The following is a 23,910-nucleotide window of genomic DNA, read 5'->3' as shown; positions in this document are numbered from 1 at the left end:
ACCCGCACCGTGCCGCACCGGACGCGGCACCCGAGGCTCAGCGCGTGCCGCACACCGGTCAGGGCGCCGGGAACACCCCCGGCAGCTCGCCGGTGAGGTAGCGCTGCAGGGCCGGGCCGTAGGCCGCCACCAGCGTCTCGGCCGGGGCGGAGGCCAGCGGCTCCACCTTGATCACATAACGGGCCAGGGCCAGGCCGACCAGCTGGCTGCCGGCCAGGGTCATCCGCAGCCGGCCCTCCTCCGGGTCCAGGCCGAGCCCGGGCAGCGCCCGGCGCAGCACCTGGGTGACCACGAACTCGCGGAACAGCTTCGTGGTCCACTCGCTGCCGACCGCCGAGCGCAGCAACGCCACCCCGGCCGTGCCGCGCGGGCCGTCCCAGATCTCCAGGAAGGCCCGCACCATCCGGGTGCCGATCTCGCCGCGCTCCCCCGCGGTCGCCTCGGCGAGCATGTCCAGGGGGTCCAGCGGCGAGTTCATCGCGGCCAGGAACAGCTTGTCCTTGGTGCCGAAGTAGTGGTGGACCAGCGCCGGGTCGACGCGCGCGCCGGTGGCTATCGCACGGATCGAGGCGCCGTCGAACCCTTTCTCGGCGAACGCTCCGCGCGCCGCCTCGAGGATCGCCTCCCGGGTGTCCGGGTTGCCGGGCCGGCGTCCGGTCCGTCGCACCATCGATCAAAACCCTTTCGCCGTACGTCCTACGCGGTCCTGCGCCGCAGTGTGGCCGCACCGAGCACGAGCGCCACCACGACGGCGGCCACCACCACGGTGAGGTCCCGCCACATGATGCCCGTCGGCTCGGCGTGCACACCCACCTCGGTCAGTGCCTCCACGGAGTACGACAGTGGCAGCACGTCACTGATCGCCCGCAGCCAGCCCGCCATGTCCTCGCGGGGCACGAACAGTCCGCACAGCAGCAGCTGTGGCGCGGCGACCACCGGCATGAACTGCACGGCCTGGAACTCGGTCCGGGCGAACGCGCTGGCCAGCAGCCCGAGGGCGACGCCGAGCACGGCGTTGGCGACGGCGATCAGGATGACCAGGCCGACACCGCCGGCGGTCCGCATGCCCAGCACGAGGGAGGCGAAACCGGCCGCGACCGCCGCCTGCACGGCCCCCGCCAGACCGAACGCGACACCGTAGCCGAACAGCAGGTCGAGTTTGCCGACCGGGGTGGTGAAGAGGCGTTCCAGGGTGCCGGTGGTGCGTTCCCGGAGCATGGCGATCGAGGTGATCAGGAACATCACGATGAACGGGAACACCCCGAGCATGGTCAGCGCGATCCGGTCGAAGACGGCGGGCTGATCCTCGTACATGAAATAGATCAGGGTGATCAGCAGCGGCGGGACCACGATGATCAGCCCGATGGTCCGCGGGTCGTGCCGCAGCTGGGTGAGGATCCGCCGGATGGTGCTGAGCAGGATCATGCCGGGCCCCCTCGGCCGGAGAGCGGAAAGGCGCGATCCTGGCGCTTGATCAGGGTGAGGAAGGCGCGGTCCAGGTCGTCGGTGCCGGCCGACGCCTTGACCGCGGCCGGGGTGTCGTCGGCGATCAGTGCGCCCTCGCGGATCAGCAGCAGCCGGTCGCAGCGGTTCGCCTCGTCCATCACGTGGCTGGAGACCAGCACCGTGGCGCCCTCGGCGGCCAGCCGGCGGAAGTGGTCCCACAGTTCGTCGCGCAGCACCGGGTCCTGCCCGACCGTCGGTTCGTCGAGGATCAGCAGGTCGGGGCGGCCGACGATGGCGCAGGCCAGGGACGCCCGGCTGCGCTGGCCGCCGGACAGGTCCGCCACCAGCCGGCCCCGGGTCGGGCCGAGACCGACCGCTTCGACGGCTGCGACGGCGTCGGCGGCCGGCAGCCGGTAGAGCGAGGCGAAGTAGCGGGCGTTCTCGTCGACGGTGAGATCGGCGTACACGCTGGGGGCCTGGGTCAGGTAGCCGATCCGGCGGCGCAGCGGCGCCGAGCCGGCCGGATGGCCGAGCACGGTGACCCGGCCGGCGGCGACCACCTGCACGCCGACGATCGCGCGCATCAGGGTGGTCTTGCCGCTGCCGCTCGGCCCGAGCAGGCCGGTGACGCTGCCTTGGGGAACCGCGCAGGAGAACCCGTCGAGGACGGCCCGGCTCCCCCGTCGTACGACGAGGTTCTCCACCTCGATCGCGGTGGGCATGTCTCCTCCCGGAAACTCATCGGATGTTGAATTAAACGCTAGATGAATTCCGCGGCGAGGAGAAGTCCCCCGGCCGGAAAACCGCTAAGCGGCAACCGGCCCGCACCGATCTGGAGAACAACGAACGCTGCACGCCGGAGGTCGCACCGCCCATGTCCATCACCCGGCCGACGCCGCGCCGGTCCGCACGCGCGGACGCCACCACCCTCACCGACCGCGACCGGGAACTGATCCTGCAGGCCACCGGGCAGCGCATCGATCCCGGCGAGACCAGCCGGGGCTGGATCAACGCCCTGGCTACGGCGATCGCCGCGGACCGGGTGGCCGGGCGGCTGCCGGCCGGGCAGGAGGTCACCGAGGTCTACCTGCGGGATCTGGCCCGCCGGTACGGCCGCTACCCGGTGGCCGGCTACGTCGAGCCGGCCCTCCGGCACCTGTCCCAGCACACCCACTGACCCCGCGTGCCGCACAACGGCGCGAAACACACCGCAAAGCGACACGCGATGCCAGCCCGCGTGCCGCACAACGGCGCGGAGCGCGCCGGAAAGCGGCACGCGGTTCAGCCGCGGCGGGTGCGCTCCACCAGGGCGGCGGCGACGTCGCGCAGCTTGCGGTTGGAGTCCTGGGAGGCCTTGGTGAGCAGGGCGAACGCCTCGTCCGGCCCGCACCGCCGCTCCCCCATGATGATGCCCTTGGCCTGTTCGATCACCGCGCGGCTCTCCATCGCCGCCTGCATGTGCCGGGCCAGGTCGGCGGTGGTGTCGTAGAGGTGGGCGTTGGCCAGGGCGATCGTGGCGTACCGGGCGAAGGTCTCGGCCAGCGCGACCGCGTCGGTGTCGAAGGCCCGGGGCGCCGTGCCGTAGAGGTTGAGCGCGCCGCGCAGGCCGTCCCGGATCGGCAGGCCCAGTGACAGCGCGCTGCCGGCGCCGGCCGCGGCGGCCTCCGGCCCCCAGCCGTCCCATCGCCGGTCGGTGGTGGTGTCCGGCACCAGCACCGTGGACGCGTCCCGGGAGGCTTCCAGGCAGGGGCCGTCGCCGCGCTCGTACTGGAGGTCGTCCAGCCGTTCGGCGGTCTCGCCGGTCCGCGCCACGGTGGCCACGCCCCGTTCCCGGAGCAGGGTGATCGAGACGTGGGCGGCACCGGGGATCGTCCGCCCGGCGAGGTCCGCGACACGGTGCAGGACACCGTCGAGATCGGTCTCGCCCAGTCTGATGCGGCCGAGCTCCGCGAAGGCGGCAGCGGCGGCCGGGTGGTGCGCCATCAACGTCAGTGGTTCTCCGCAGCGGTGCACGAACCGCGGTGGGCGGCTCGTGACTGTCGATCTTGTCGCCCGGGGAACGCGTGAACCCCGGGGTTCGCGCCGCTGCTTGACGCCGATGCGCCGGCTCCGATGTCGGTTCCGGCCGCAGGACGCCGATAATACCGGTCGGTGTACGGACCGGTACCGCGGGTACAGAGCCGGGATGGACACCATCGACGCGTTCCGCGAACTGGGCCGGATCGATCTGGGCGAGAACAGCCTGGACGGCGTGCTCGCCCGGGTGGCCGAGCTGGCCCGGGACGCGGTGCCGGGCGCGGCCGAGGTGTCGGTGACCCTGGTCCGCGACGGCGGCCCGCGAACCGTCGCCAGTACCGGGCCGGCGGCTTCCGCGATCGACGAGTGGCAGTACTCGTACCACCGTGGGCCCTGCCTGGACGCCGCGGCGGACCGCCGGACCGTGTGTGTCGACGAGGTGGAGGGTGAGCGCCGCTGGCCGGGCTGGGCGGAGCATGCCGGAAGTGTCGGAGTTCGCAGTGCGCTCACGGTCGGGCTGCCGATCCGGCAGGCGGTCGTCGGGGCGCTGAACGTCTACGCGACCACCTCCCGCGCCTTCGACGACGAGGCGGTGGAGCTGGCGCGGGCCTTCACCGGGTACGCCGCGATCGCCCTGGCCAACGCCGAGCTCTACGACAGCACGGCGGCCCTGGTCCGGCAGATGCAGGCGGCGATGGCGAGCCGCGCGGTGATCGAGCAGGCCAAGGGCATCGTGATGGGTCAGCGCCGGTGCGGGCCGGACGAGGCGTTCGCCGTGCTCACCAAGGCCTCGCAGGACGCGAACCGCAAACTGCGCGACGTGGCGGCGGATCTGGTGCGACGGGCACATCGACGGTCTTGACAGTCTTGATGTGATCGTTAACATACTGGCAACACCCCGTGCACACACCGCCCGCCAACCCCCATCGGCGGGCGCGCTCACATCCGTGCGCCGGGGTGCATCCCCGATCCATTGAGAAGGGACTGCCATGTCTCTCGCACGCCTCAGATCCCTCGGAGCCGTCCTGCTGCTGCTCCTCGCGATCGCCGTCGCCGTCGAGGCCCGCACCGCGCCCACCCCGGCCCGGGCCGCGACCACCTTCACCAATCCGGTCGCGTCCGCCCCGTACGGCGCCGACCCCTGGGTGGGTTACTGGAACGGCTACTACTACCTGGCCGCGACCACCTGGAACAACCAGATCGTGATCAAGCGGGCCACCTCGGTCGCCGCGCTGCCCGGCGCCACCGAGTCGGTGATCTACACCGGCACCGCGGCGGCCAGCTGCTGCAACGTGTGGGCGCCGTCGGTGCACCGGCTGAACGGGCCGAACGGCTGGCGCTGGTACTTCTACTACTCGGCCGGCACCGCCGCCTGCTGCGACGGGCAGCGCTCGTTCGTGCTGGAGAGCTCCGGCGACAACCCGATGGGGCCGTACACCTTCAAAGGCCAGCTCAACGTGCAGGCGAACAACGGCTGGGCGATCGACGGCAGTGTCGCCACCATCAACGGGACGAACTACTTCCTCTACTCGTCCTGGGTCGGTGACCTGCAGAGCCTGTTCATCGCGCCGATGAGCAACCCGTGGACGGTCTCCGCCTACGGGACACGGATCTCCTATCCCACGTACGACTGGGAGAAGCAGGGTGGCAACACCGAGGAGGGGCCGTACATCCTGCAGCGCAACGGCCAGACCTTCCTCACCTTCTCGGCCAGCTCCTGCAACACCCCCGACTACAAGATCGGCATGCTGACGCTGACCGGCGCCAACCCGCTGTCCGCGTCCTCCTGGACCAAGAAGTCCACCCCGATCTTCCAGCGGTCCGACGCCAACAGCGTCTACGGCCCCGGACACCACTCGTTCTTCACGTCCCCGGACGGCACCGAGACGTGGATGGCCTACCACGCCAACGAGACCACCGCCCAGGGCTGCGGCGCCACCCGCACCACACGACTCAAGAAGGTCAACTTCAACAGCGACAACACCCCCAATCTGGGTACGCCGGACAAGCTCTCCAGCACGCTGACCGCCCCGTCCGGTGACCCCGGTGGCACGGTGTCGTTCCCGGCGGCGGGCACCCGCTACCGACTGGTCAACCAGGCCAGCGGCAAGGTCCTCGACGCGCAGAACTGCGGCACCGCCAACGGCACCGCCATCCAGCAGTGGACCTCACTGGGCAACGCCTGTCAGCAGTGGACGTTCACGAGGACGACCAGCAACTACTACCGGATCACCAACGCCAACAGCGGCACCGTCCTGGACTCGGTCAACTGCGGCACCGCCAACGGCACCGCCCTCAACCTGTGGGCGTCGCTGGGGAACTTCTGCCAGGAGTGGAGCCTCACCCCGATCAACGGCGGCTACCTGATCGCCAACCGGGGCAACGGCATGGTCCTGGACGTCACCGACTGCGGCACCGGCGACGGCGTCGCGGTCCGCCAGTGGGCCTCCCTGGGCAACGCCTGCCAGCAGTGGAACATCACCGCCTGACCGGCCCCCTCGAACGACCGGCGCCTCACCGGGTCACCGAATCCCGGTGGGGTGCCGGCTCCCGGCCCGCCCCCACCGGTGGGCGTCCCGTGCGGTGGCCGACCCGTCCCCCGGTCGTCACACGGCCGCCCGCCCCTCCGGGCCGGAGCCCGAACTCCGGCCCGGAGCCGGGACCCGCTCCCCCGCCGCGTCCCGCACCCCGGCGTCCTCCATCGGATCGTCGCGGAGGTACACCAGCCGCTCCCGCACCTCCGCGGACAGCCGGGCATGCTCGGCGGCGATCCGGCGCACCTCGTCCTCGCAATCCCACAGCCCCTCCACCAGCAGCGGCTCCGCACCCGCCGGGTCGAGCGCCAGCAGCGCCCGCAGGTAGGCGGCCCGCTCGTAGCTGTGCGGGGCCGTCCACAGCTGGTGCAGCCACGGCACCACCCGCGCCGCCTCCGGCCCGCCGATCCGGGCCAGGCCGGTGGCCAGATCGTCGAAACCACAACGGTCCGGCCGAGCGGCTCCAGCACCCGCGACACGGTGTCGAAGGCGTCCTCACCGGGGGCATCCCACAGCATCCTCAGCAGTGGCCGCACCGGCATCCGCAGGTCACGGACCAGCCGGGCCAGATAGATCGACCGCTCGTCGGCCTGCCGATCCCACCGGGTGTCCTCCACCAGGCACCGGGTCACCGCCTCGCCGGCTCCGTCCGCACCCGCCGCCCACCGGGCACCCCGGCCCAGTCCACGCTGCAACGCCCCGAGCAGTGTCTCCACCGGTTCCCACGTCTCCGTCATCGCGGCCCACGGTAGAACCGCCGCCACCGTCCCGCGAGCCGGTTTCCGGCCATCCGGTCCGGGCCGGCGTCTCCTGCCGAGCCGGTCAGCGCACCGTCTTCTCGATCAGGTCGGCCACCCGGTCGGCGTCCGCTTCGGCGGTCCGCCAGTTGCTGAACGCGGCCCGCAGCGCCGGCCGGCCCTGGTAGACGGTGGGAGTCAGGAACGCCTCACCGGAGTCGGCGATCCGCTGTGCCAGGGTGGTGGGGTCGGTGGGTACGGCGAAGCAGACGACGTTCAGGCGTACCGGCGCGAGCAGTTCGATCCCGGGAACGGCCGTGAGGCGCTCGCCCAGCCGGTGTGCCGCGTCGATGGCGGCGGTGACGATGGCGCGGTGCCCGGCCACCCCGTAGGCGCTGAGGGTGAACCATGCGGTCAGCGCCCGCAGCCGGCGGGAGTTCTCCGGGGTGAGGTGGAAGAAGTCCGGGGTGCCGGTGATCGGCGGCAGGTAGGCGGCCGCGTTCTGGAAGACGGTGACCTGCAGATCCCGGCGGCGGGTGAACTGGACCGCCCCGTCGTAGGGAACGTTGAGCCATTTGTGCAGGTCGACGCAGACCGAGTCGGCTTCGGCGATCCCGTCGACCAGGTGGGCGTGGGCCGGGGAGAGGGCCGCGAACCCGCCGAACGCGGCGTCCACGTGCAGCCAGAACGGGAACCGCTCGCGCAGCGCCAGGATGGCCCGCAGATCGTCGAAGTCGACGGTGTTGACGGTGCCGGCGTTGGCGACCACGATCGCCGGCTGCCCGTCCAGTGCCGCGAGGGCCTCGGTGAGGGCGGTCACGTCCACCGCCTCCCGGCCGGGCCGGGTGGCGACCGGGCGCAGCGCGTCCCGGCCCAGGCCCAGGATCGACAGCGACTTGTAGATGCTGGAGTGGGCGGCGCCGGACAGCACCGGGACCGGGCCGAGGGCGGCCAGGCCCTGCCCGGCGACGCTGAGGCCGCGCTGTTCGCCGATCCATTCCCGGGCGATGGCCAGGCCGACCAGGTTGGACATGGTGGCGCCGCTGACGAACGCTCCGGTGTGTGCCGGGCCGAGTCCGAACATCTCGCCCAGCCAGCCGACCGTCTCGTCCTCCAGGGCGGCCGCCGACGAGCCGGATCGGTTGGAGCCGTTCTGGTCGAAGGCGCCGGTCAGCCAGTCGCCGGCCAGCGCGGCCGGGGTGCTGCCGCCGGTGACGAAGCCCAGGTAGCGGGGCCCGGCGCTGCCGGAGAAGCCGGGCGCCCAGCGGCGCTGGAACTCGGCGAGCGCCCCGGCGGTCCCACCGCCGTCGACCGGCAGCGGGGCGGCCGGCACGTCGGCCGGGGTGGGCGCGACCGGCCGCTCCCCCAGCCCGGCGAGGACGGCGACCGCGTAGTCGCGGGTGCTCTGGAGAAGCGCGGGCAGGGCGGCCAGGTCATCGGCGAGAGAGGGATACACATCTAGAACAGTAGGACCACGGATCCGGCCTGTCCCGGTCCACTTCCCGGTATCTGGCCGGTGTTGTCAGCGGCAGGCCGGGAACTCCGGGCGGGTACCCACGGTGAAGCGGCAGCCGAAGCCCGGGGACGCCACCGCGCGCCGGTCCAGGATCGGATCGCCGGACGGGCGGCGGCCCCGTTCCACCCAGCCGACCAGGTCGTCGAAGGCGCGGGTGGCCTCACCGGCGGTGAACCCGCAGTGGGTGACGTCCCGGATGGCGCGGGACACGAACAGGTGGGAGCGCCCGTTGGCGGCGGCCCGCCGGGCGTACTCCTGCTCCATCGAGAACGGCACGAACAGGTCACCGATCCCGTGCAGCGACAGCACCGGCACCGGCGGGCGGCCGGCGATCCGCGGCACCCCGTCGGTGGCGGTCCGGCCGACCCGCAGCACCGTGGCGTTCAGTTCACGTTCCGCCGCGGTCAGCCGCCGGGTGTCGCCGATGCGGTAGACGGTCCGCCGGTTGTCGGTCAGGTTGCCGGACGCGATCCCGGCGGTGCCGCCGCTGAGCCCCGGCCACACGCTGAACAGGAACGGCAGCCCGCCCTGGGAGGCCGCGTCCCAGTAGCCGAAGGCCCCCGCGAATCCGGGCCGTTCCCCGCCGCTGCGCCGTTCCAGCACGTCGGACCAGGCCTGTTCGGTCAGCGCGGCCTTGATCCGGGTGACCTGCCCGGCCCAGCGTGCCGGATAGTCGGCGCCCGGCCGGAGCGGGAACTCGATGCCGACGCCGGCGAGCGCGGCGGCGGTCACGCCCGCGTCCAGGAAGTAGTCGAACAGTTCGACGTCGCCGAGCACCCCGCAGTAGGGCATCGCCCCGGCGAAGGCGCGCGGATACCGCTCGATGGCGACTGCGGTGACGTGCCCGCCCATCGACGCGCCGCTGATGTACACCAGCTTCGGGCGGAGGATCCTCCGGAAGACCCCGATCAGCGCGTACGTGTCCCGAACGCCCTGATCCACGTCGTACCCGTTGGTGGCATAGCTGGACGCGGCCCAGGCGAAGCCCTTGTCGATGTAGTGCTCGCGCAGGTCGGGATCGCTCACGTGGACGGTCGTGCCGGTGCCGCGATAGCCGTGGGCGTAGACGACGAGTCTCCCGTTCCACCGCCGCGGGATCTCGATCCGCCAGGCCGCGCCGTTCTCCACTCCGGTGTGCACCCGGGCCCCGGGAAGCGCGGTGAACGGGGTGCCGTCCAGGTCGCAGTCCGGGTCGGCGATCAGATATCCGGGCCGGGTGGGGCTCGGGGCGGGCGCCGCGCAGGTGTCCGCGGCGGCGGCCGGTGTCCCGGTCAGGATCCCGGCGATCAGGGTGGCGGCGAGCACGGCCCGGCGAACGATCATCGTGTTACCTCCCGGTAACATCCAATGACCGCAGTCGATCCATGTCAAGCGTCAGCGCGGCCCATTGCAGCAGCATGATCGTCTTGGCGTCGGCGATCCGACCGGTCCCGATCATCGCGAGGGCGTCGGCGAACGGCAGCTCGACCGGCTCGATGTCCTCGCCGTCGTCGGCCAGCCCGCCGCCGGCCGAGGTCCGGGACTCCGCCGAGTACGGCGCGGCGAAACAGTGCACCCGCTCGGTCACCGATCCCGGGCTGGTCCACACCGCGAACACCGGCGTCAGCTCGCCGATCGTCACACCCAGCTCCTCCTCGGCCTCGCGCCGGATCGCCGCCACCGGGTCGTCACCGTCCAGCAGCCCGGCCGCGGTCTCCAGGAACATCCCGTCCGGGTGGCCGTTGACGTACACCGGATAGCGGAACTGCCTGGTCAGCAGCACGGTGCCACGGTCCGGGTCGTAGAGCAGCACGGTCGCGCCATCGCCCCGGTCGTAGGTCTCCCGCTGCTCGGTGGACCAGCTGCCGTCGCGCCGCCGGTAGTCATAGGTGGTGCGCCGCAGCACGTGCCAGCCGGCCGAGGTCAGCTCGACATCGCGCACGATCACGGACGGGTTGCCGGTCAGGTCGCGCCCAGCCTGGTCCAGCCCGACCCGGCCACGCGCGTCGGGAACGTCGATTCCTGGTGTGTTCACGTCCGGCAAACTACACTCCGAAACGCGCAACAGTCGACAAAAATAAGGAGAAACACGGAATGCTTGCCGCCGAGCGTCGTGACTTCCTGCTGGCCCGCCTCAGAGCCGACGGCAAGGTGGTCGCCAAGGATCTGGCCGCCCGGCTCGGAGTCGCCGAGGACAGCATCCGCCGCGATCTGCGCGAGATGGCCGCCGCCGGCCTCTGCCAGCGGGTCTACGGGGGCGCGCTGCCGGTCTCCCCGGCGGTCGCCGACTACGCCACCCGGGCCGGCGTCGCCACCGCCAGCAAGGAGCGGGTCGCCGCCGCGGCGGCCGCGCTGATCCGCCCCGGCAGCACGGTCCTGCTCGACGGCGGCACCACCGCGCTCGCCGTCACCGCGGCCCTCCCGCCGGAGCTGTCCGCGACCATCGTCACGCACAGCCCGACGGTCGCCGCCGCGCTGGTCGACCACCCCACCGTCGACGTCTGGGTGCTCGGCGGGCGGCTCTTCAAACACTCCGCGGTGACGTCCGGGGCGGCCGCCGCCGAGGCCGCCCGCGACGTCACCGCCGACCTGTTCCTGCTCGGCGTCACCGGCGTCCACCACGAGACCGGCCTGACCACCGGCGACCCCGACGAGGCGGCCATGAAACGGGTCCTGGCGAGTCGCGCCGCCGAGACGTATGTGCTGGCCAGCGCCGAGAAGGTCGGTGCCGCTTCCCCGTTTCGGGTCCTTCCGCCGGACCGCGTCACCGCCGTGATCACCGACGCGCCACCGGATCATCCGGCGCTGAAAGGCATACCCCTTCTTTCGGTACGGCCGTGAAGAGTCCCGTGGGCTCCGGCGACACGGCAGGCGGTCCCCCCGATCGTCCCCGGCCGCCGGGTCATGCATGCCCCAGACGCCCGGCGTGTGCCGCGTTCCGGCGCGGAACGCACCGCAACGCGGCACAACAGCCCCGGGCCGACCCCGTGTGCCGCGTTCGGGTCCGATTCGGACCCGAACNCCGCGCCCCACGACTGTCAGGCCCGGCGCAGGCGCACGGTGATCGTGTCGCCGCGCTGGTCCAGGGCGGCGTGGTAGCCCGGTGTGGTCACCACGACCTTCGCGAACCGGCCGCGCACCCGGCGCGCCGTGAGCACCGGGACCGGCCTGTCGTCCCGGACGTTCCCGCCGACCGCCACCTCCAGGACCGCTCCGGAACCGATCACGACGTCGCGGCCGACGGTGAGCGGGGCCGCGCCGTGCGGGCGGACGGTCAGCGCCAGCCGGCCGGCACCGAACCGGGCCGAACCGCTGACATGCGTCTTCGCGGCGTCCAGGCGCAGCGTGCCGCCGTCGACGGTGAGGTCGCCGGAGCCGAGCGCCCGCTTCGAGGCGGCCACCAGCGTGCCGCGGGCCACTGCCGTACCGCCGCGGTAGTCGTTGTCGCCGGTGAGCGTGAGCGAACCACCGCCCCGCTTGACCAGCCCACCCCGGCCGCCGATGTCGTTGCGCCACACATCGGCGGTGTCCAGGTCGACAGTGACCGTCGAGTCGAACGCGCCGTATCCGTCGGCGGCGGCGAACAGGTTGATCCGGCCCCACTGCTCGGGACCGTCCTGGATCGGGTTGCCGGCGGGCAGCCCGGTGGTCCGCAGCACCTCCCGGCGCTGGGCGGCGTCCAGATAGGGCAGCCGGGTCTCCAGCAGCACCTCGGCACCGCGCGGCACCACGAAGCGCTGGTTCGAACGGCGTGACGGCAGGCCGTAGGTGAACTTCGGCGCGACGATCGCGAGGTTGGCCGCCCGGTCCGCGCCCGACCCGGCGTACGGCAGAAGGTCCTGGAAGTAGGCGAGCGCCTGCGCCCGCGCCTCCACCTTGAGCACCGCGTTCGCCGGGTCGTTGAGGATCGCGGCGGCCAGCGCGGTGCCCAGGATCCGCCCGCCGATCACGTCGGCCGGCGAGTGCATGCCGGTGACGATCCGGGTGTGCGCCAGGTCGAACGCGACGGTGACCATCTCCTGGAACCGTTCCGGCACCGCGTAGGCCATCGCCAGCGCCGCCAGGAACAGCGCGTTGGTGTGCCCGGAGACGTACCCGCCGTCCTCGGCCGGGGTGGTGCTCCGCTGGCGCAGCAGGGTCGGGGTGACCACGACGTCCGAGTCGTAGACCGGGTAGCCGAACCCGTCGACCGCCCCGGTGTCGACGACCTGGTTCTTCTCGGTCATCCGCCACGGCCGCGGGTATTGGAAGGCGAACTTGCTCGGGTTCCCGGACGACCAGCTGCCGCGCAGCGTGTTCACCAGGGTGACCACTTTGCCCAGCTCGGACGTGGTGGACCCGGCGCCCAGCGCGGAGCCGGCCGGCGCCCCGGCCGGGATCGAATCGCTGACCGTGGTCGCCGGGGTGGTGGCCGGCGCGGCGGTGATGCCGGTGACGGCCAGCGCCCCGGCCCGGTAGGCATCGGCGAGCGGGCCCAGCCCGGCGATCACCGAATAGCTCTGGTGCTGCCGGTCCACGATGAACGACTTCGCGGCCTCGGCGGCGGTCCGGGTGCGGGTGGTCCGTACCACGTACCGGATGTTGGCCCGCAGGAACTCCCGGTCGAACGGGGTGCCGGTGTTCCACGCGGTGCCGGTGTCCCACACCTTCTGGAACCCGGACAGGATCCGGATGGCCGCGTTGGTCCCGGCCGTCAGGTTCGCCGTGGTGTTCGTCCGGTAGGCGTCCACGAAGGCGAGGGCGGGCGGGGCGGCGGCGAAGGCGGGGCGGGCCGGGGCGACAAGCGTGGCGGCACCGGCGAGCAGAAGTGTGCGGCGGCTGAGGTTCACGAGCAGGGAGACTCGCCGGGGCACACGACCGCTTCACCAACGGCCGCCGGTGTTGATGTGAATTATTTTCAAAGGGACTTCCATCGCCGGGTGGCCGATCGCTACCGTCCGGTAACCCCCATCGATGGAAGGCGTCCCCCATGAGACGTGCCGTCCTCGCGCTCGCCGCCCTGGTGAGCCCGTTCGTCCTCGCCCCCGCCCCGGCGCACGCCGCGTCCGGATCGTTCACCGTCCTGACGTACAACGTCGCCGGTCTCCCCGACATCATCTCCAGCGCCGAGGTCGACCGGCGGACCGCGCACACCGCCATCGGCCAGCGGCTCGGCCCGTTCGACATCGTGCAGGTGCAGGAGGACTTCAACTACCACGCCCACCTGTACGCGGCCGACACCACGCACGCCCACCGCACCCCGACGAGCGGCGGCGCCGGCCTCGGCTCGGGACTCAACACCCTGTCGACGATCCCCTACGACGACTTCGAACGCGGCGACTGGAACTCCTGCCAGTTCGACTCCGGCGACTGCCTCACCCCGAAAGGCTTCACGTTCGCCCGGCACCGGCTGGCCGAGGGTGTCTTCGTCGACTTCTACAACCTGCACACCAACGCCGGCACCAGCAGCGGCGACCAGACGTCCCGGGCCGACAACCTGAACCAGCTGACCGCGTTCATCGGCACCCACTCGGCCGGCAACGCGGTGGTGGTGATGGGTGACACCAACACCCGGTACACCCGGGCCGCCGACACCATCCGCGCTTTCAACGCCGCCAACGGCCTGACCGACGCGTGGGTGAAGCTGGAACGGGCCGGCACCCCACCGGCCGCCGGCTCGAACGCCCTGGTCTGCGACGCGGCAGCGGTCACCGACGCGTGCGAGGTGGTCGACAAGATCCTCTACCGGGGCAGCCGCTCGGTCACCCTGAACGCCACCGGCTACCACAACGAAGACGCCGGTTTCCGCACCGCCGACGGCCTGATGCTGTCCGACCACTTCCCGATCAGCACCGCCTTCACCTGGTCGGCGAACAGCGCATACACCCTGAGCGACCAGTTCGGCGGCCCGCACGGCACCCACTTCACCGACATCGACGCCGTCACCGGCACCCCCATCACCGTCGGGGTGCGAGCCGGCTCCCGGGTGGACCAGGTGAGCCTGGGCACCCTGACCCACGGCGGCACCGGCGGCACCGCCCGCTCATTGACGCTGGCCGCCGGCGAGTACGTGGCAAGCGCCCAGATGTGCCGCGCCCAGCACAACGGCCGCACCCGAATCTTCTACGCCCGCTTCACCACCAACCAGGGCCGCTCGGTGGAAGGCGGCACCACCACGACAGACTGCGTGACCCGGACCGCCCCCACCGGCTTCCAGATCGCCGGCTTCCACGGCCGCTCCGGCACCGAGGTGGACAAACTGGGCGTCATCTACACCCGTCGCTGACCCGTATCCCCGCCAGCCGCGCACGATCTGTATCTCGTGGGCGCGCACCCGACGCCCCGGCCCGCTGAGGCCGCGCACATGCCGAACCGTGAGCGGCCAGCGGGTGCGGGGCACCGACGGGAGCACTCGATCTGTCGTCGTGCGTGCCGGACGGTGAGCGGCAAGCGACGGTACCGGCGGGCCGGCCCCGCCCGATTCAGAACAGGGGCGGGGCCATGCACGCCGCGAAGAGCAGGCCGGTCAGGACGTCCAGGTCGTTCGGGTAGGTCAGCCAGCCCACGAAGCCGGGGCGGGGTATCGGGCGGTCGTCGAGCCGGGCGCGGAGGGGTCCTTCCAGGATCTTGGAAAGGAACAGTCGGCAGGCGCTGAGCAACACCAGCCCGCAGGCGAAGGTGAAGAGCACCGCCAGCGCCTGGATCAGAACGTCCGGGGTGGGCAGGAAGCTCGTCGGGACGAACAGGAACAGGAACCCGAACATCAGGCCCATCCACACCATCATCCGGTGCAGGTTGGACGAGAACACGTCGTCCGCCTCGCGCGGGCGATCGACGGCGGCCGCGCGCACGTCCCGCAGCGCGCACGGGTAGGGCTCGACGTCGGATTTCAGCTACCGGGCCAGCAGCGGGCGGCGGCGAGGACCGCGAACGCTCCGATGTCGTACATCCTTCGCACCGGGCCATCATGGCATCGACGATCATGCGCCCGCGACGGTGTGCTCCAGGATCTCGCGGAACGCCCGGGCCGCCGGGGAGGCCGCCCCGGCCAGCCGCTGGGCGGTGAAGATGGTGCGGTGCGGGGCGTCGTCCAGTTCCAGCAGGCGCGCTGACGTGCCGCGGCCGGCCCAGATCAGGTCGGGGATCAGGGCGACCGCGTTGCCGGATTCGACCAGGCGCATGTGGGCCTGCAGGTCGGCGGTCTCGTAGCGGACGTCGGGCTCGAATCCGGCCCGCCGGCACACCTGTTCGGCGAAGTGCCGGGAGGCGGCGCCGCGTGGTTCCATCACCCACGGCATGTGCCGGGCCGAGTCCAGTGAGTCGACCGGGTGCAGTGATTCGGGCGGGGCGGGCAGGGCGAGCCGGATGGCGTCGGTGGTGAGGTCGCGCCGGTCGAGGCCGGGGTGGTGTGGGGCGGCGTGTGCCGGGTACTGCTCGGCGATCACCATGTCGAAGTCGCGGGCCCAGGTCTCACGTAGTGCCTCTTCGGGCTCCCGCTGGGTCATCTCCACCCGTACATCTGGGTAAAGGTTTGCCATGGCACGCAGGGTGGCGGGCATGAAGGCGAGGGCGGCGGACTGGAACACGGCGACCCGGACCCGGCCGGTGACGGTGGCGGCGGCGGCCTGGAGGCGGGCTTCGGCGCGTTCCAGGGTGTCCAGGACCTCGCCGACCGAGGCGACCAGCACTTCGGCCTGCGGGGTGAGCCGCACCCGCCGGCCGGCTTTGCGCAGCAGCTCGGTGCCGGTCTCCCGTTCGAGCTGGCTGAGCTGCTGGGACACCGCGGACGGGGTGAAGTTGAGCGCTTCGGCGACGGCGGCGATGGTGCCTCGCACGGCCAGTTCGCGGAGCAGGACCAGTCGGCGGATCTCCAGCACCTTTTTACATTAGCGGAACTTAACTACACAGCTCAGAAAGCATCGCTTTTCCTAAGGTGAATGAGGCCTTCATGCTGTTGCGCAGAACGGAAGGAGTTCCCGATGTCTGAGATCGCCGAAGAGACGATCGCCCTTGTCCGGCGCTGGCTGCGCGAGGCCGCGGACGTCCCGGTCGGCGGTTCGGCCGCGCAGCTCGCCGCTGTGCTGCGCGACCCGAAGGGCCTGGCGTTCACCGTCGGTTTCGTGGACGGTGTGATCCGCCCCGAGGACCTCAAGGTCAGCGCCCGCACGCTGAACCGGCTGTCCAAGGACGTGCCCGGATTCCTTCCGGCCCACCTGCGCCTGGCGGTCAAGGCCGGCGGCGCGCTCGCCCCGGTGATGCCCGGCGTGGTGGTGCCGATCGCCCGCCGCGCGCTGCGCCACATGGTGGGACACCTGATCGTGGACGCCACCGACGCCCGGCTCGGCAAGGCGATCAGGAAGATCAAGCAGCGGGACGTACGCCTGAACGTCAACCTGCTCGGCGAGGCCGTCCTGGGCAAGGGCGAGGCCACCCACCGGCTGAAGAGCACCGAGAAGCTGCTCGCCCGGCCGGACGTCGACTACGTGTCGATCAAGGTGTCGTCGGCGGTCGCCCCGCACAACCCGTGGGCGTTCGACGAGGCCGTCGCGGACATCACCGAGAAGCTGCTGCCGCTCTTCACACTGGCCGCGAAAGACGGCAAGTTCGTCAACCTGGACATGGAGGAGTACAAGGATCTCGATCTGACGATCGCGGTCTTCACCCGGCTCCTCGACCGGCCCGAACTGCTCGGCCTGGAGGCCGGCATCGTGCTCCAGGCGTACCTTCCGGACGCGCTCGGCGCCATGCAGCGCCTCCAGGTGTGGTCCGCGTCCCGCCGCGAGCGTGGTGGCGCCGGCATCAAGGTGCGCCTGGTCAAGGGCGCCAACCTGCCGATGGAGCGGGTCGAGGCGGAACTGCACGGCTGGCCGGTCGCCACCTGTGACAGCAAGCAGGCCACCGACACCAACTACAAGCGGGTCCTCGACTACGCCCTGCACCCGGACCGGATCGGCAACGTGCGCCTGGGCGTGGCCGGGCACAACCTGTTCGACGTGGCGTACGCGTGGCTTCTCGCCGGCCGGCGGGGTGTCCGCGAGGGCATCGAGTTCGAGATGCTGCTCGGTATGGCCGAGGGCCAGGCCGAGGCGGTCCGGCGCGAGGTCGGCGGTCTGTTGCTCTACACGCCGGTGGTACGCCCGGAACAGTTCGACGTGGCCATCGCCTACCTGATCCGCCGTCTGGAGGAGGGCGCGAGCACCGACAACTTCATGTCGGCGGTGTTCGAGCTGCACACCGACGAGCCGCTGTTCGAGCGGGAGCGGGACCGCTTCCTGGCCTCGCTGACCGACCTGACCACCATGCCGGAGCCCAAGCCGCACCGGGTGGCCGACCGGTTCGCCGCGGTGCCGCGCAGCACGGCCGGGCACTTCGTGAACACGCCGGACACCGATCCGGCCGTGGCGAGCAATCGACAGAACGTTCGTTCTCTGCTGGCCCGGGTGGAGTCCTCGCAACTGGGCCTGGACCTGCCCCGCGTCGACGACCGTGAGCACCTCGACCAGGCGCTGGAGAAGGCGGCCGCCGCCAATTGGGGAGCCGCCGACCGGCGGGCCGTCCTGCACGCCATCGGTGACGCCCTGGAGGCCCACCGGGACACCCTGCTCGAGGTGATGGCCGCCGAGGCCGGCAAGACCGTCGACCAGGCCGACCCCGAGGTGTCCGAGGCGATCGACTTCGCCCACTACTACGCCGAGCTGGCCGCCGAGCTGGCGTCGACCGACGGCGCCGTCCCGGTCCCGGCCCGGCTCACCCTGGTCACCCCGCCGTGGAACTTCCCGGTCGCCATCCCGGCCGGCTCGGTGCTGGCCGCTCTCGCCGCCGGTTCCTCGGTGGTGCTCAAGCCGGCCGGCCCGGCCGAACGCTGCGGCACCGTGCTCGCCGGCATCATCCGGGACGCGCTGTCCGCGGCCGGCGCCGACGCCGACCTGGTCACCCTGCTGCAGGTCGACGAGGGCACCCTCGGGCGGGAGCTGATCGCGCACCCGCTGGTCGACCGGGTCATCCTGACCGGGGCGTACGAGACCGCCGAGTTGTTCCGCTCGTTCCGCGCCGACCTGCCGCTGCTCGCCGAGACCAGTGGCAAGAACGCGATCATCGTCACCCCCAGCGCCGACCTGGACCTGGCCGTCAAGGACGTGGTGGCGTCCGCGTTCGGGCACGCCGGCCAGAAGTGCTCGGCCGCCTCACTGGTCGTGCTGGTCGGCTCGGTCGCGAGGTCGCAGCGGTTCCGCACCCAGCTGCTGGACGCGGTCTCCTCGCTGGACGTCGGCTATCCGTTCGACGCCCGTACCAAGATGGGCCCGCTCGTCGAACCGGCCGCCGGCAAGCTGCTCGACGGCCTGACCACCCTCGGCGCCGGTGAGCGCTGGCTGATCGAGCCGGCCAAGCTCGACGACAGCGGCAAGCTGTGGGGTCCCGGCGTCCGCGACGGGGTGCGCCGCGGTTCCGAGTACCACCGAGTCGAATACTTCGGCCCGATCCTCGGCATCATGACCGCCGACTCCCTCGACGAGGCGATCGACATCGTCAACGAGGTGGAGTACGGCCTGACCTCCGGCCTGCACTCGCTGGACGCGGGCGAGATCCGCACCTGGCTGGACCGGATCCAGGCCGGCAACCTGTACGTCAACCGGGGCATCACCGGCGCGATCGTGCGGCGGCAGCCGTTCGGCGGCTGGAAGAAGTCGGCGATCGGCCCCGGCACCAAGGCGGGCGGCCCCAACTACCTGACCGGCCTGACCGGCTGGGAGTCCCGCCCGGCGACCACCACCACCGAGATCACCAACCCGGGGGTGCGGGCCCTGCTCGCCGACGCCCGCGCGGTGGTCGAACCGGCCGAGTTCGAGCGGCTGGAACGCGCCGCCCGCAGCGACGCCGACTTCGACGTCACCACCCCCACCGACGTGTCCGCCCTGGAGGTGGAGCGCAACGTGTTCCGCTACCTGCCGGCCCCGGCGACGGTCCGCCTCACCGCCGGCGGCTCGGTCGCCGACCTGGTCCGGGTGCTGGCCGCGGCGCTGCGGGCCGGTTCCCCGGTGACCGTCTCGACGGCGGCGCCGCTGCCGGACCGGCTGGCCGCCCGCTACCCGTCGGCAAGGGTGGAGGACGACGCCACGTTCGCCGCCGGCCTGACCGCCGGCCGGGTCCGCCTGATCGGCGGCGACGCCACCACCCTGGCCACCGCCACCGGCGGCCGCCCCGACCTGGCGGTCTGGTCCGGCCCGGTGACCGAGTCCGGCCGCCTGGAGCTGCTCCCGTTCCTGCACGAGCAGGCGGTGAGCATCACCGCCCACCGGTTCGGCAACCCGCTCCCGCTGGCCGCCGAGGTCCTCTGACCGTTTCCCCTGACGTCGCCCTCCACGCCCTCTCACGGCGCGGAGGGCGGCGCCGTGTCAGGCCGCGGCGGCGGCTGCGGCCTGGGCCTGGGCCATCAGGACGCCCAGGGTGAAGACCTGGACCGGCTGGGGCAGGCCGGGCAGGTCGGCGGCGTAGGAGCCGGTCCAGGCGCTCGTTCGTTTGATCACGCCGACCGTGCGCTCGCCGTCCATCAGGTGGTGGTCGCTGCTGAGGAAGGACGGGCGCTGGAAGCGGTAGGTGTGGCCGCCGGCCAGCACCGCCCAGTTGCGTTTGCCGACCCGCTCCGCCTCGGCGACCACGTGGCCGCCGTCGTCGAACATGGTGAAGCGGCTGCCCCAGGCGTTCGACTTCACCGTGTAGGTCCGGCCGGCCAGGTCGAAGCTGCCGCCGCTGGTCCACCAGTGCGAGTCCCAGACGGTGACCGGCCGGCCGTCCTCGGTCAGCGTGTACTTCCCACCCCAGAATCCGGTGCGTTCCGCTGTAAGCATTCCCCCAGCCTAGGCGGCGCCGACCAGGAAGTCGGCCAGGCGGGAGGCGGCCGCCGCCGGGGTGGAGGCGGTCTCCCGGGCCGCGGAGAGGATCTTGGTCAGGGTGTCGCCGATCGCGTCGATGCGGGCGGCCACCTGCTCCGGGGTCTCGTGATGCAGTTCGGTGGCGACGGCGTGGATGATGCCGCCGGCGCTGACCACCACGTCCGGCGCCCACAGGATGCCGCGCGCATGCAGCAGGTCGGCGATGCCGTCGGCGGCGAGCTGGTTGTTGGCCGGGCCGGCGACCGCACGGCAGCGCAGCGACGGCACGGTCTCCTCGGTGAGGACGCCACCGAGGGCGGCCGGCACCAGCACGTCGACGTCGGCGGTGCGGCAGGAGTGCGGGTCGGTCCAGGTGGCGCCGAGGGCTTCCACAGCGGCACGCCGGGTCTCGTCGACGTCCGACACGAGCACTGTCGCCCCGGCCGCGGTGAGCAGGCGCACCACGTGGGTGCCGACCCGCCCGGCGCCGAGGACGGCGAAGCTGCGCCCGGACAGCGGGGCGGGGGCGACCACGGCCCGCAGTGCGGCGACCACCCCGGCGGCGGTGCCGGGTGAGGAGTCCCCGGTGCGGCACAGCACGTGGGCCGTACGCTCGCCGATGATCGTCATGTCGTCCGGCCCGGTGCCGACGTCCGGCCCGGTGGCGTAGATGCCGCCGAGTCCCTCGATCACGTCGCCGACGTCGTGCAGGACGGCCCGCCGGTCCGGTGTCACCCCGGGTGGCAGGGCGACCACGGTCTTGCCGCCGCCGTGGGGCAGCCCGGCCAGCGCGGCCTTGGCGGTCATCGCGGTGGACAGCCGCAGCGCGTCGTCGAGACCGTCACGCCAGTCCGGGTAGACGGCCATCCGGCATCCGCCGAGAGCCGTGCCGAGGGTGGTGGAGTGCACCGCCACGATGATCGGGAAACCGGATCGTGGACCACGTTCCACGACGACCCGCTGATGCTGGAGGGACATGGCTTCTCCCGTACAACTGAAGGATCCAAGGTCTTGACGTTAAACTCCCGACGGCATCCGGGACTAGACGCCGAACGTCGTTCGGTGGATCAGGGAGAATGGCGTACGTGGACGACATTGATTCGGCGATCGTGCGGGAATTGCAGGCGAACGCCCGGCAGACCAACCGGGACCTGGCCGCCGCGGTCGGCATCGCCCCGTCGACATGCCTGGAACGGGTGCGGCTGCTGCGTGACCGCGGGGTGATCACCGGCTATCACGCGGACGTCAGCCTGACCGCTCTCGGCCGCGAGGTGCAGGCGCTGCTGAACGTGCAGGTCCGCCCACTGAACCGGGAGGTGATCGAGGGCTTCAAGGCGTACGCGGCCGGCCTGCCCGAGGTTCTCTCGGTCTTTGTGCTGGCCGGCGGCGACGACTTCCTGGTGCACGTGGCGGTGCCCAGCGTGGAGAGCCTGCACGGCTTCCTGATGGACCGGTTCACCGGCCGCCGGGAGATCGTCGGATTCCGCAGTTCGGTGATCTACCAGCATCACCGCAACCGGGTCATCGAACCACTCGGCTGATCACCGCTCCCACGGGGCCGGCACCCGCACGCACGCCATCCCGGCCGCCTCGGCCGCGGCCACCCCCAGCTCGGTGTCCTCGAAGACCAGGCACCGCTCCGGGGCCACCCCGAGCAGCCGGGCCCCGGTCAGATAGCCCTCCGGGTCCGGCTTGGGGCGTGCGTAGTCCTCCGCGCACACCAGCACCTCGAACCGGTCCAGCAGGTCCAGCGCCGTCAGCGAGGCGGTCACCGACTCCCGGGTGCTGCCGGACACCACCCCGAACGGCACCTTCCCGAACGACGCCTCGATGTGCTCCAGCACCCCCGGCACCGCGCCGATCTCCGGCAGCATCGCCTGGAACAGCTCCTCACGCCGGGCCGCCAGCACGTCCACCGGCATGTCGAGACCCTGCATCCGGTTCAGGTCGGTGATCACGTCGACGACGGTCCGCCCGCCCCAGGCGTAGAACAGGTCCCGCGGGAACTCGGCCCCGTGCTCCGCCAGCGCCGCCAGCCAGGCACGGTGATGCGCCGGCATCGAGTCGGTGATCGTCCCGTCGCAGTCGAACAGGTAGGCCTCGAACTCGCCGGCCGGCAGGGGTAGCAGCACAGACGGCAGGTTACGGCCCGCGTCCGGGCACCGCGGCCGGGCATGCGATTTTGGTGAGATGGACTACCGCCGCACCTACCGCGCCGCCGCCATCGTCTTCGCCGACCTGGCCTCCCGCATCCCCGCCGCCGGTCTGGACGGCCCCGGCCTCGGCGAGTGGACCTTGCGCGACCTGCTCGGCCACACCGTCAGCTCGGCGCTGCGCCAGGTGCCCGCGGTCCTCGCCGAACGCGCGCCCGGCATCGTGGTGCCGGTCCCGGAAGGCTATTTCGCCCTGCTGCGCCTGGCCCCCACCGAGATGGTCGCCGCCGCCCGCACCGCCGCCACCGACGACGCCCGCGCCACCGGGACCGTCCTCGGCGACGACCCGGCCGGCGAGATCAGCGGCTACATCGGCCAGGCCACCGCCGCCCTGGCCGGGGTCTCCGACGACGACGTGGTCGCCACCCCGGCCGGCGGCATGCGGGTCCGCGACTGGCTCCCGACCCGCACCTTCGAACTGGTCGTGCACGCCTCCGACGTCGCCGCCGCGGCCGGCCTGCCGATCGAATTCGACCCGGAGACCCTCGCCGAATCCGCCGCCCTGGCCGCCCGGGTCGCCGCCCTGACCGGTGGAGGCCTGACCGCACTGCGTTCCCTCACCGGCCGCGGCCCCCTCCCGGAGGGCTTCTCCGTCCTTTAGACCCTTTGCCGGTACGTTCCACGGCCCCACGACCGCACCGGCCCGCCCCGCCTCGTCCCCGCGAGGCGGCCCCCTCCCCGGACCGGCCCGCGACCGCCGGGCGCATGCGGTGGTCCCGGAAACCCCCGGGCACCCGGAAACCCCCGCCGCCACGCGCCGCACTTCCGCGGTGACCCGTTGCGGGTCGTTTGTGGAGATTGCATGGAGATTCGCTCCCGGGGCATCCCGTCCGGCCGTCCGGGTGGTTCGCTGCCGTCCATGATGCGGATGGTCTACGCGTTCTACACCCGGCGGCTGCGCCGGCGCCTCGACGGAATCACCATGCCCCGGCACGTGGCGATGGTGCTGGACGGCGACCCCCGCCGCGCCCGCCCGGCGGATTTCGGCGCCGGCCGGCTCGACGAGATGCTGTCCTGGTGCGCGGAGATGGGCATCCACCACATCACCGTCTTCGTCGCCTCCGCCGACCACATGCGCCGGCACGGCACCGGTGAGGCCGACCACGTGCTGCGCACCCTCGAAGAGGCGGTCGCCGGCAGTCTGACCAGCCGGTGGCGGGTGCATGTGGCCGGCCGTCTCGACGTGCTCCCCGACACCACCCGGCACGCCCTGAAACTGGCTGTCGACGCCACCCGCGACTCGGCCACCGGCTTCCACCTGAACATCGCCATCGGTTACGACGGCCGGGAGGAGATCGTCGACGCGGTCCGGGAGATCCTGGACGCGGGCGCCCGGTCCGGCCACTCGCTCACCGACATCGCCGAGACGCTGACCGCCGAACGCCTGGCCGCCCACCTGTACACCGGCGACCAGCCCGACCCCGACCTGGTGATCCGCACCTCCGGCGTACCCCGGACCTCGGGTTTCCTGCTCTGGCAGGCCGCCCATTCGGAACTGTACTTCTGTGACGCCCACTGGCCGGGCTTCCGCAAACTGGACTTCCTCCGGGCCCTGCGCGCCTACGCCGCCCGCCACCGCCGCTTCGGCACCTGACCGCCCCGCGCGCCGATCCGGGCGAC

Annotated in this window: 23 protein-coding genes; 9 read left to right on the top strand and 14 right to left on the bottom strand. The window is 72.1% G+C overall.

Features of this window, described 5'->3' with window-relative positions; all coding sequences use genetic code 11:
- Nucleotides 1–58: 58 nt before the first annotated feature.
- The 3 genes from ACQ0O7_RS38245 to ACQ0O7_RS38235 are packed head-to-tail and all read right to left on the bottom strand — an operon-like array spanning nt 59 to nt 2,168.
- The gene (locus tag ACQ0O7_RS38245; protein WP_430790044.1) at nt 59–670 is read right to left on the bottom strand and encodes a TetR family transcriptional regulator; all 612 of its coding nucleotides are present in this window, start codon (nt 668–670) and stop codon (nt 59–61) included.
- A 26-nt stretch (nt 671–696) separates the two neighbouring features.
- Nucleotides 697–1,425, bottom strand: a complete 729-nt coding sequence (locus ACQ0O7_RS38240) for an ABC transporter permease (RefSeq protein WP_430790042.1) — start codon at nt 1,423–1,425, stop codon at nt 697–699.
- Entirely contained in the window at nt 1,422–2,168 is a 747-nt protein-coding gene (locus ACQ0O7_RS38235) for an ABC transporter ATP-binding protein (protein ID WP_430790040.1), read from the bottom strand. The genes ACQ0O7_RS38240 and ACQ0O7_RS38235 overlap by 4 nt, the downstream gene beginning before the upstream one ends.
- Before the next feature lie 152 nt (nt 2,169–2,320).
- Here ACQ0O7_RS38235 and ACQ0O7_RS38230 point away from each other — a divergent pair, with 152 nt between their 5' ends.
- Nucleotides 2,321–2,623, top strand: coding sequence for a hypothetical protein (locus tag ACQ0O7_RS38230; RefSeq protein WP_430790038.1), 303 nt, complete (start codon nt 2,321–2,323; stop codon nt 2,621–2,623).
- Between the two features lie 104 nt (nt 2,624–2,727).
- Here ACQ0O7_RS38230 and ACQ0O7_RS38225 read toward each other — a convergent pair whose 3' ends face one another.
- Entirely contained in the window at nt 2,728–3,429 is a 702-nt protein-coding gene (locus ACQ0O7_RS38225) for a GAF and ANTAR domain-containing protein (protein WP_430790036.1), read from the bottom strand.
- Between the two features lie 202 nt (nt 3,430–3,631).
- Here ACQ0O7_RS38225 and ACQ0O7_RS38220 point away from each other — a divergent pair, with 202 nt between their 5' ends.
- Together ACQ0O7_RS38220 and ACQ0O7_RS38215 are read left to right on the top strand one after the other, a co-directional pair.
- On the top strand, nt 3,632–4,324 hold the full coding sequence (locus tag ACQ0O7_RS38220) for a GAF and ANTAR domain-containing protein (RefSeq protein WP_430790034.1): 693 nt from the start codon (nt 3,632–3,634) through the stop codon (nt 4,322–4,324).
- A gap of 127 nt (nt 4,325–4,451) precedes the next feature.
- The gene (locus tag ACQ0O7_RS38215) at nt 4,452–5,951 is read left to right on the top strand and encodes a family 43 glycosylhydrolase (protein WP_430790032.1); all 1,500 of its coding nucleotides are present in this window, start codon (nt 4,452–4,454) and stop codon (nt 5,949–5,951) included.
- A 117-nt stretch (nt 5,952–6,068) separates the two neighbouring features.
- Here ACQ0O7_RS38215 and ACQ0O7_RS38210 read toward each other — a convergent pair whose 3' ends face one another.
- From ACQ0O7_RS38210 to ACQ0O7_RS38195, 4 genes are all read right to left on the bottom strand, one after another.
- The gene (locus ACQ0O7_RS38210) at nt 6,069–6,413 is read right to left on the bottom strand and encodes a HEAT repeat domain-containing protein (protein ID WP_430790163.1); all 345 of its coding nucleotides are present in this window, start codon (nt 6,411–6,413) and stop codon (nt 6,069–6,071) included.
- A gap of 405 nt (nt 6,414–6,818) precedes the next feature.
- Nucleotides 6,819–8,189: a pyridoxal phosphate-dependent decarboxylase family protein gene (locus tag ACQ0O7_RS38205; RefSeq protein ID WP_430790030.1), complete on the bottom strand. Its 1,371-nt coding sequence runs from the start codon at nt 8,187–8,189 to the stop codon at nt 6,819–6,821.
- Nucleotides 8,190–8,255: 66 nt separating this feature from the next.
- Entirely contained in the window at nt 8,256–9,572 is a 1,317-nt protein-coding gene (locus tag ACQ0O7_RS38200; protein ID WP_430790028.1) for an alpha/beta hydrolase family protein, read from the bottom strand.
- Nucleotides 9,573–9,576: 4 nt separating this feature from the next.
- Nucleotides 9,577–10,263 (bottom strand): NUDIX domain-containing protein, encoded by a 687-nt coding sequence (locus ACQ0O7_RS38195; RefSeq protein WP_430790026.1) that lies wholly within the window; start codon nt 10,261–10,263, stop codon nt 9,577–9,579.
- 59 nt (nt 10,264–10,322) lie between these two features.
- Here ACQ0O7_RS38195 and ACQ0O7_RS38190 point away from each other — a divergent pair, with 59 nt between their 5' ends.
- The gene (locus ACQ0O7_RS38190) at nt 10,323–11,069 is read left to right on the top strand and encodes a DeoR/GlpR family DNA-binding transcription regulator (protein ID WP_430790024.1); all 747 of its coding nucleotides are present in this window, start codon (nt 10,323–10,325) and stop codon (nt 11,067–11,069) included.
- A 197-nt stretch (nt 11,070–11,266) separates the two neighbouring features.
- On the opposite strand, the gene ACQ0O7_RS38185 is transcribed toward ACQ0O7_RS38190, so the two are convergent.
- Nucleotides 11,267–13,057 (bottom strand): phosphatase PAP2 family protein, encoded by a 1,791-nt coding sequence (locus ACQ0O7_RS38185; protein WP_430790022.1) that lies wholly within the window; start codon nt 13,055–13,057, stop codon nt 11,267–11,269.
- A 140-nt stretch (nt 13,058–13,197) separates the two neighbouring features.
- Between ACQ0O7_RS38185 and ACQ0O7_RS38180 the strand changes: the two genes are divergently transcribed.
- Nucleotides 13,198–14,493, top strand: coding sequence for a jacalin-like lectin (locus ACQ0O7_RS38180; protein WP_430790020.1), 1,296 nt, complete (start codon nt 13,198–13,200; stop codon nt 14,491–14,493).
- Between the two features lie 196 nt (nt 14,494–14,689).
- Here ACQ0O7_RS38180 and ACQ0O7_RS38175 read toward each other — a convergent pair whose 3' ends face one another.
- Nucleotides 14,690–15,058 (bottom strand): hypothetical protein, encoded by a 369-nt coding sequence (locus ACQ0O7_RS38175; protein ID WP_430790018.1) that lies wholly within the window; start codon nt 15,056–15,058, stop codon nt 14,690–14,692.
- A 129-nt stretch (nt 15,059–15,187) separates the two neighbouring features.
- Nucleotides 15,188–16,084, bottom strand: a complete 897-nt coding sequence (locus ACQ0O7_RS38170; protein WP_430790016.1) for a LysR family transcriptional regulator — start codon at nt 16,082–16,084, stop codon at nt 15,188–15,190.
- A 102-nt stretch (nt 16,085–16,186) separates the two neighbouring features.
- Between ACQ0O7_RS38170 and ACQ0O7_RS38165 the strand changes: the two genes are divergently transcribed.
- Nucleotides 16,187–19,543, top strand: coding sequence for a bifunctional proline dehydrogenase/L-glutamate gamma-semialdehyde dehydrogenase (locus ACQ0O7_RS38165; RefSeq protein ID WP_430790014.1), 3,357 nt, complete (start codon nt 16,187–16,189; stop codon nt 19,541–19,543).
- Between the two features lie 57 nt (nt 19,544–19,600).
- On the opposite strand, the gene ACQ0O7_RS38160 is transcribed toward ACQ0O7_RS38165, so the two are convergent.
- Entirely contained in the window at nt 19,601–20,053 is a 453-nt protein-coding gene (locus tag ACQ0O7_RS38160; protein WP_430790012.1) for a hypothetical protein, read from the bottom strand.
- A 9-nt stretch (nt 20,054–20,062) separates the two neighbouring features.
- Complete coding sequence (locus tag ACQ0O7_RS38155) at nt 20,063–21,055, bottom strand: Glu/Leu/Phe/Val dehydrogenase dimerization domain-containing protein (protein WP_430790010.1); 993 nt, start codon at nt 21,053–21,055, stop codon at nt 20,063–20,065.
- Between the two features lie 98 nt (nt 21,056–21,153).
- Here ACQ0O7_RS38155 and ACQ0O7_RS38150 point away from each other — a divergent pair, with 98 nt between their 5' ends.
- Nucleotides 21,154–21,618 carry an Lrp/AsnC family transcriptional regulator gene (locus ACQ0O7_RS38150; RefSeq protein WP_430790008.1) on the top strand — a complete coding sequence of 155 codons (465 nt, stop codon included), beginning with the start codon at nt 21,154–21,156 and terminating at the stop codon, nt 21,616–21,618.
- On the opposite strand, the gene ACQ0O7_RS38145 is transcribed toward ACQ0O7_RS38150, so the two are convergent.
- Nucleotides 21,619–22,209, bottom strand: a complete 591-nt coding sequence (locus ACQ0O7_RS38145) for an HAD family hydrolase (RefSeq protein WP_430790006.1) — start codon at nt 22,207–22,209, stop codon at nt 21,619–21,621.
- Between the two features lie 58 nt (nt 22,210–22,267).
- On the opposite strand from ACQ0O7_RS38145, the gene ACQ0O7_RS38140 reads away from it, so the two are divergent.
- Nucleotides 22,268–22,891 carry a maleylpyruvate isomerase N-terminal domain-containing protein gene (locus tag ACQ0O7_RS38140; protein WP_430790004.1) on the top strand — a complete coding sequence of 208 codons (624 nt, stop codon included), beginning with the start codon at nt 22,268–22,270 and terminating at the stop codon, nt 22,889–22,891.
- A gap of 201 nt (nt 22,892–23,092) precedes the next feature.
- Nucleotides 23,093–23,884: a polyprenyl diphosphate synthase gene (gene uppS, locus ACQ0O7_RS38135; protein ID WP_430790002.1), complete on the top strand. Its 792-nt coding sequence runs from the start codon at nt 23,093–23,095 to the stop codon at nt 23,882–23,884.
- Nucleotides 23,885–23,910 lie beyond the last annotated feature (26 nt).

It is taken from the genome of Actinoplanes sp. G11-F43, assembly GCF_050589265.1.
Taxonomy (GTDB): Bacteria; Actinomycetota; Actinomycetes; order Mycobacteriales; family Micromonosporaceae; genus Actinoplanes.
The sequence above is the reverse complement of the archived record's forward strand: the minus strand, read 5'-3'. Positions and strand labels throughout refer to the sequence as shown.

What these genes read in the sequence shown, in the direction of transcription:
- ACQ0O7_RS38165 (WP_430790014.1), top strand. Translation starts at nt 16,187, where the DNA reads ATGTCTGAGATCGCCGAAGAGACGATCGCCCTTGTCCGGCGCTGGCTG.
- ACQ0O7_RS38215 (WP_430790032.1), top strand. Translation starts at nt 4,452, where the DNA reads ATGTCTCTCGCACGCCTCAGATCCCTCGGAGCCGTCCTGCTGCTGCTC.
- ACQ0O7_RS38160 (WP_430790012.1), bottom strand. Translation starts at nt 20,053, where the DNA reads ATGCTTACAGCGGAACGCACCGGATTCTGGGGTGGGAAGTACACGCTG.
- ACQ0O7_RS38235 (WP_430790040.1), bottom strand. Translation starts at nt 2,168, where the DNA reads ATGCCCACCGCGATCGAGGTGGAGAACCTCGTCGTACGACGGGGGAGC.
- ACQ0O7_RS38220 (WP_430790034.1), top strand. Translation starts at nt 3,632, where the DNA reads ATGGACACCATCGACGCGTTCCGCGAACTGGGCCGGATCGATCTGGGC.
- ACQ0O7_RS38225 (WP_430790036.1), bottom strand. Translation starts at nt 3,429, where the DNA reads ATGGCGCACCACCCGGCCGCCGCTGCCGCCTTCGCGGAGCTCGGCCGC.
- ACQ0O7_RS38140 (WP_430790004.1), top strand. Translation starts at nt 22,268, where the DNA reads ATGGACTACCGCCGCACCTACCGCGCCGCCGCCATCGTCTTCGCCGAC.
- ACQ0O7_RS38245 (WP_430790044.1), bottom strand. Translation starts at nt 670, where the DNA reads ATGGTGCGACGGACCGGACGCCGGCCCGGCAACCCGGACACCCGGGAG.
- ACQ0O7_RS38150 (WP_430790008.1), top strand. Translation starts at nt 21,154, where the DNA reads ATGGCGTACGTGGACGACATTGATTCGGCGATCGTGCGGGAATTGCAG.
- ACQ0O7_RS38200 (WP_430790028.1), bottom strand. Translation starts at nt 9,572, where the DNA reads ATGATCGTTCGCCGGGCCGTGCTCGCCGCCACCCTGATCGCCGGGATC.
- uppS (WP_430790002.1), top strand. Translation starts at nt 23,093, where the DNA reads ATGGAGATTCGCTCCCGGGGCATCCCGTCCGGCCGTCCGGGTGGTTCG.
- ACQ0O7_RS38230 (WP_430790038.1), top strand. Translation starts at nt 2,321, where the DNA reads ATGTCCATCACCCGGCCGACGCCGCGCCGGTCCGCACGCGCGGACGCC.
- ACQ0O7_RS38240 (WP_430790042.1), bottom strand. Translation starts at nt 1,425, where the DNA reads ATGATCCTGCTCAGCACCATCCGGCGGATCCTCACCCAGCTGCGGCAC.
- ACQ0O7_RS38190 (WP_430790024.1), top strand. Translation starts at nt 10,323, where the DNA reads ATGCTTGCCGCCGAGCGTCGTGACTTCCTGCTGGCCCGCCTCAGAGCC.
- ACQ0O7_RS38155 (WP_430790010.1), bottom strand. Translation starts at nt 21,055, where the DNA reads ATGTCCCTCCAGCATCAGCGGGTCGTCGTGGAACGTGGTCCACGATCC.
- ACQ0O7_RS38180 (WP_430790020.1), top strand. Translation starts at nt 13,198, where the DNA reads ATGAGACGTGCCGTCCTCGCGCTCGCCGCCCTGGTGAGCCCGTTCGTC.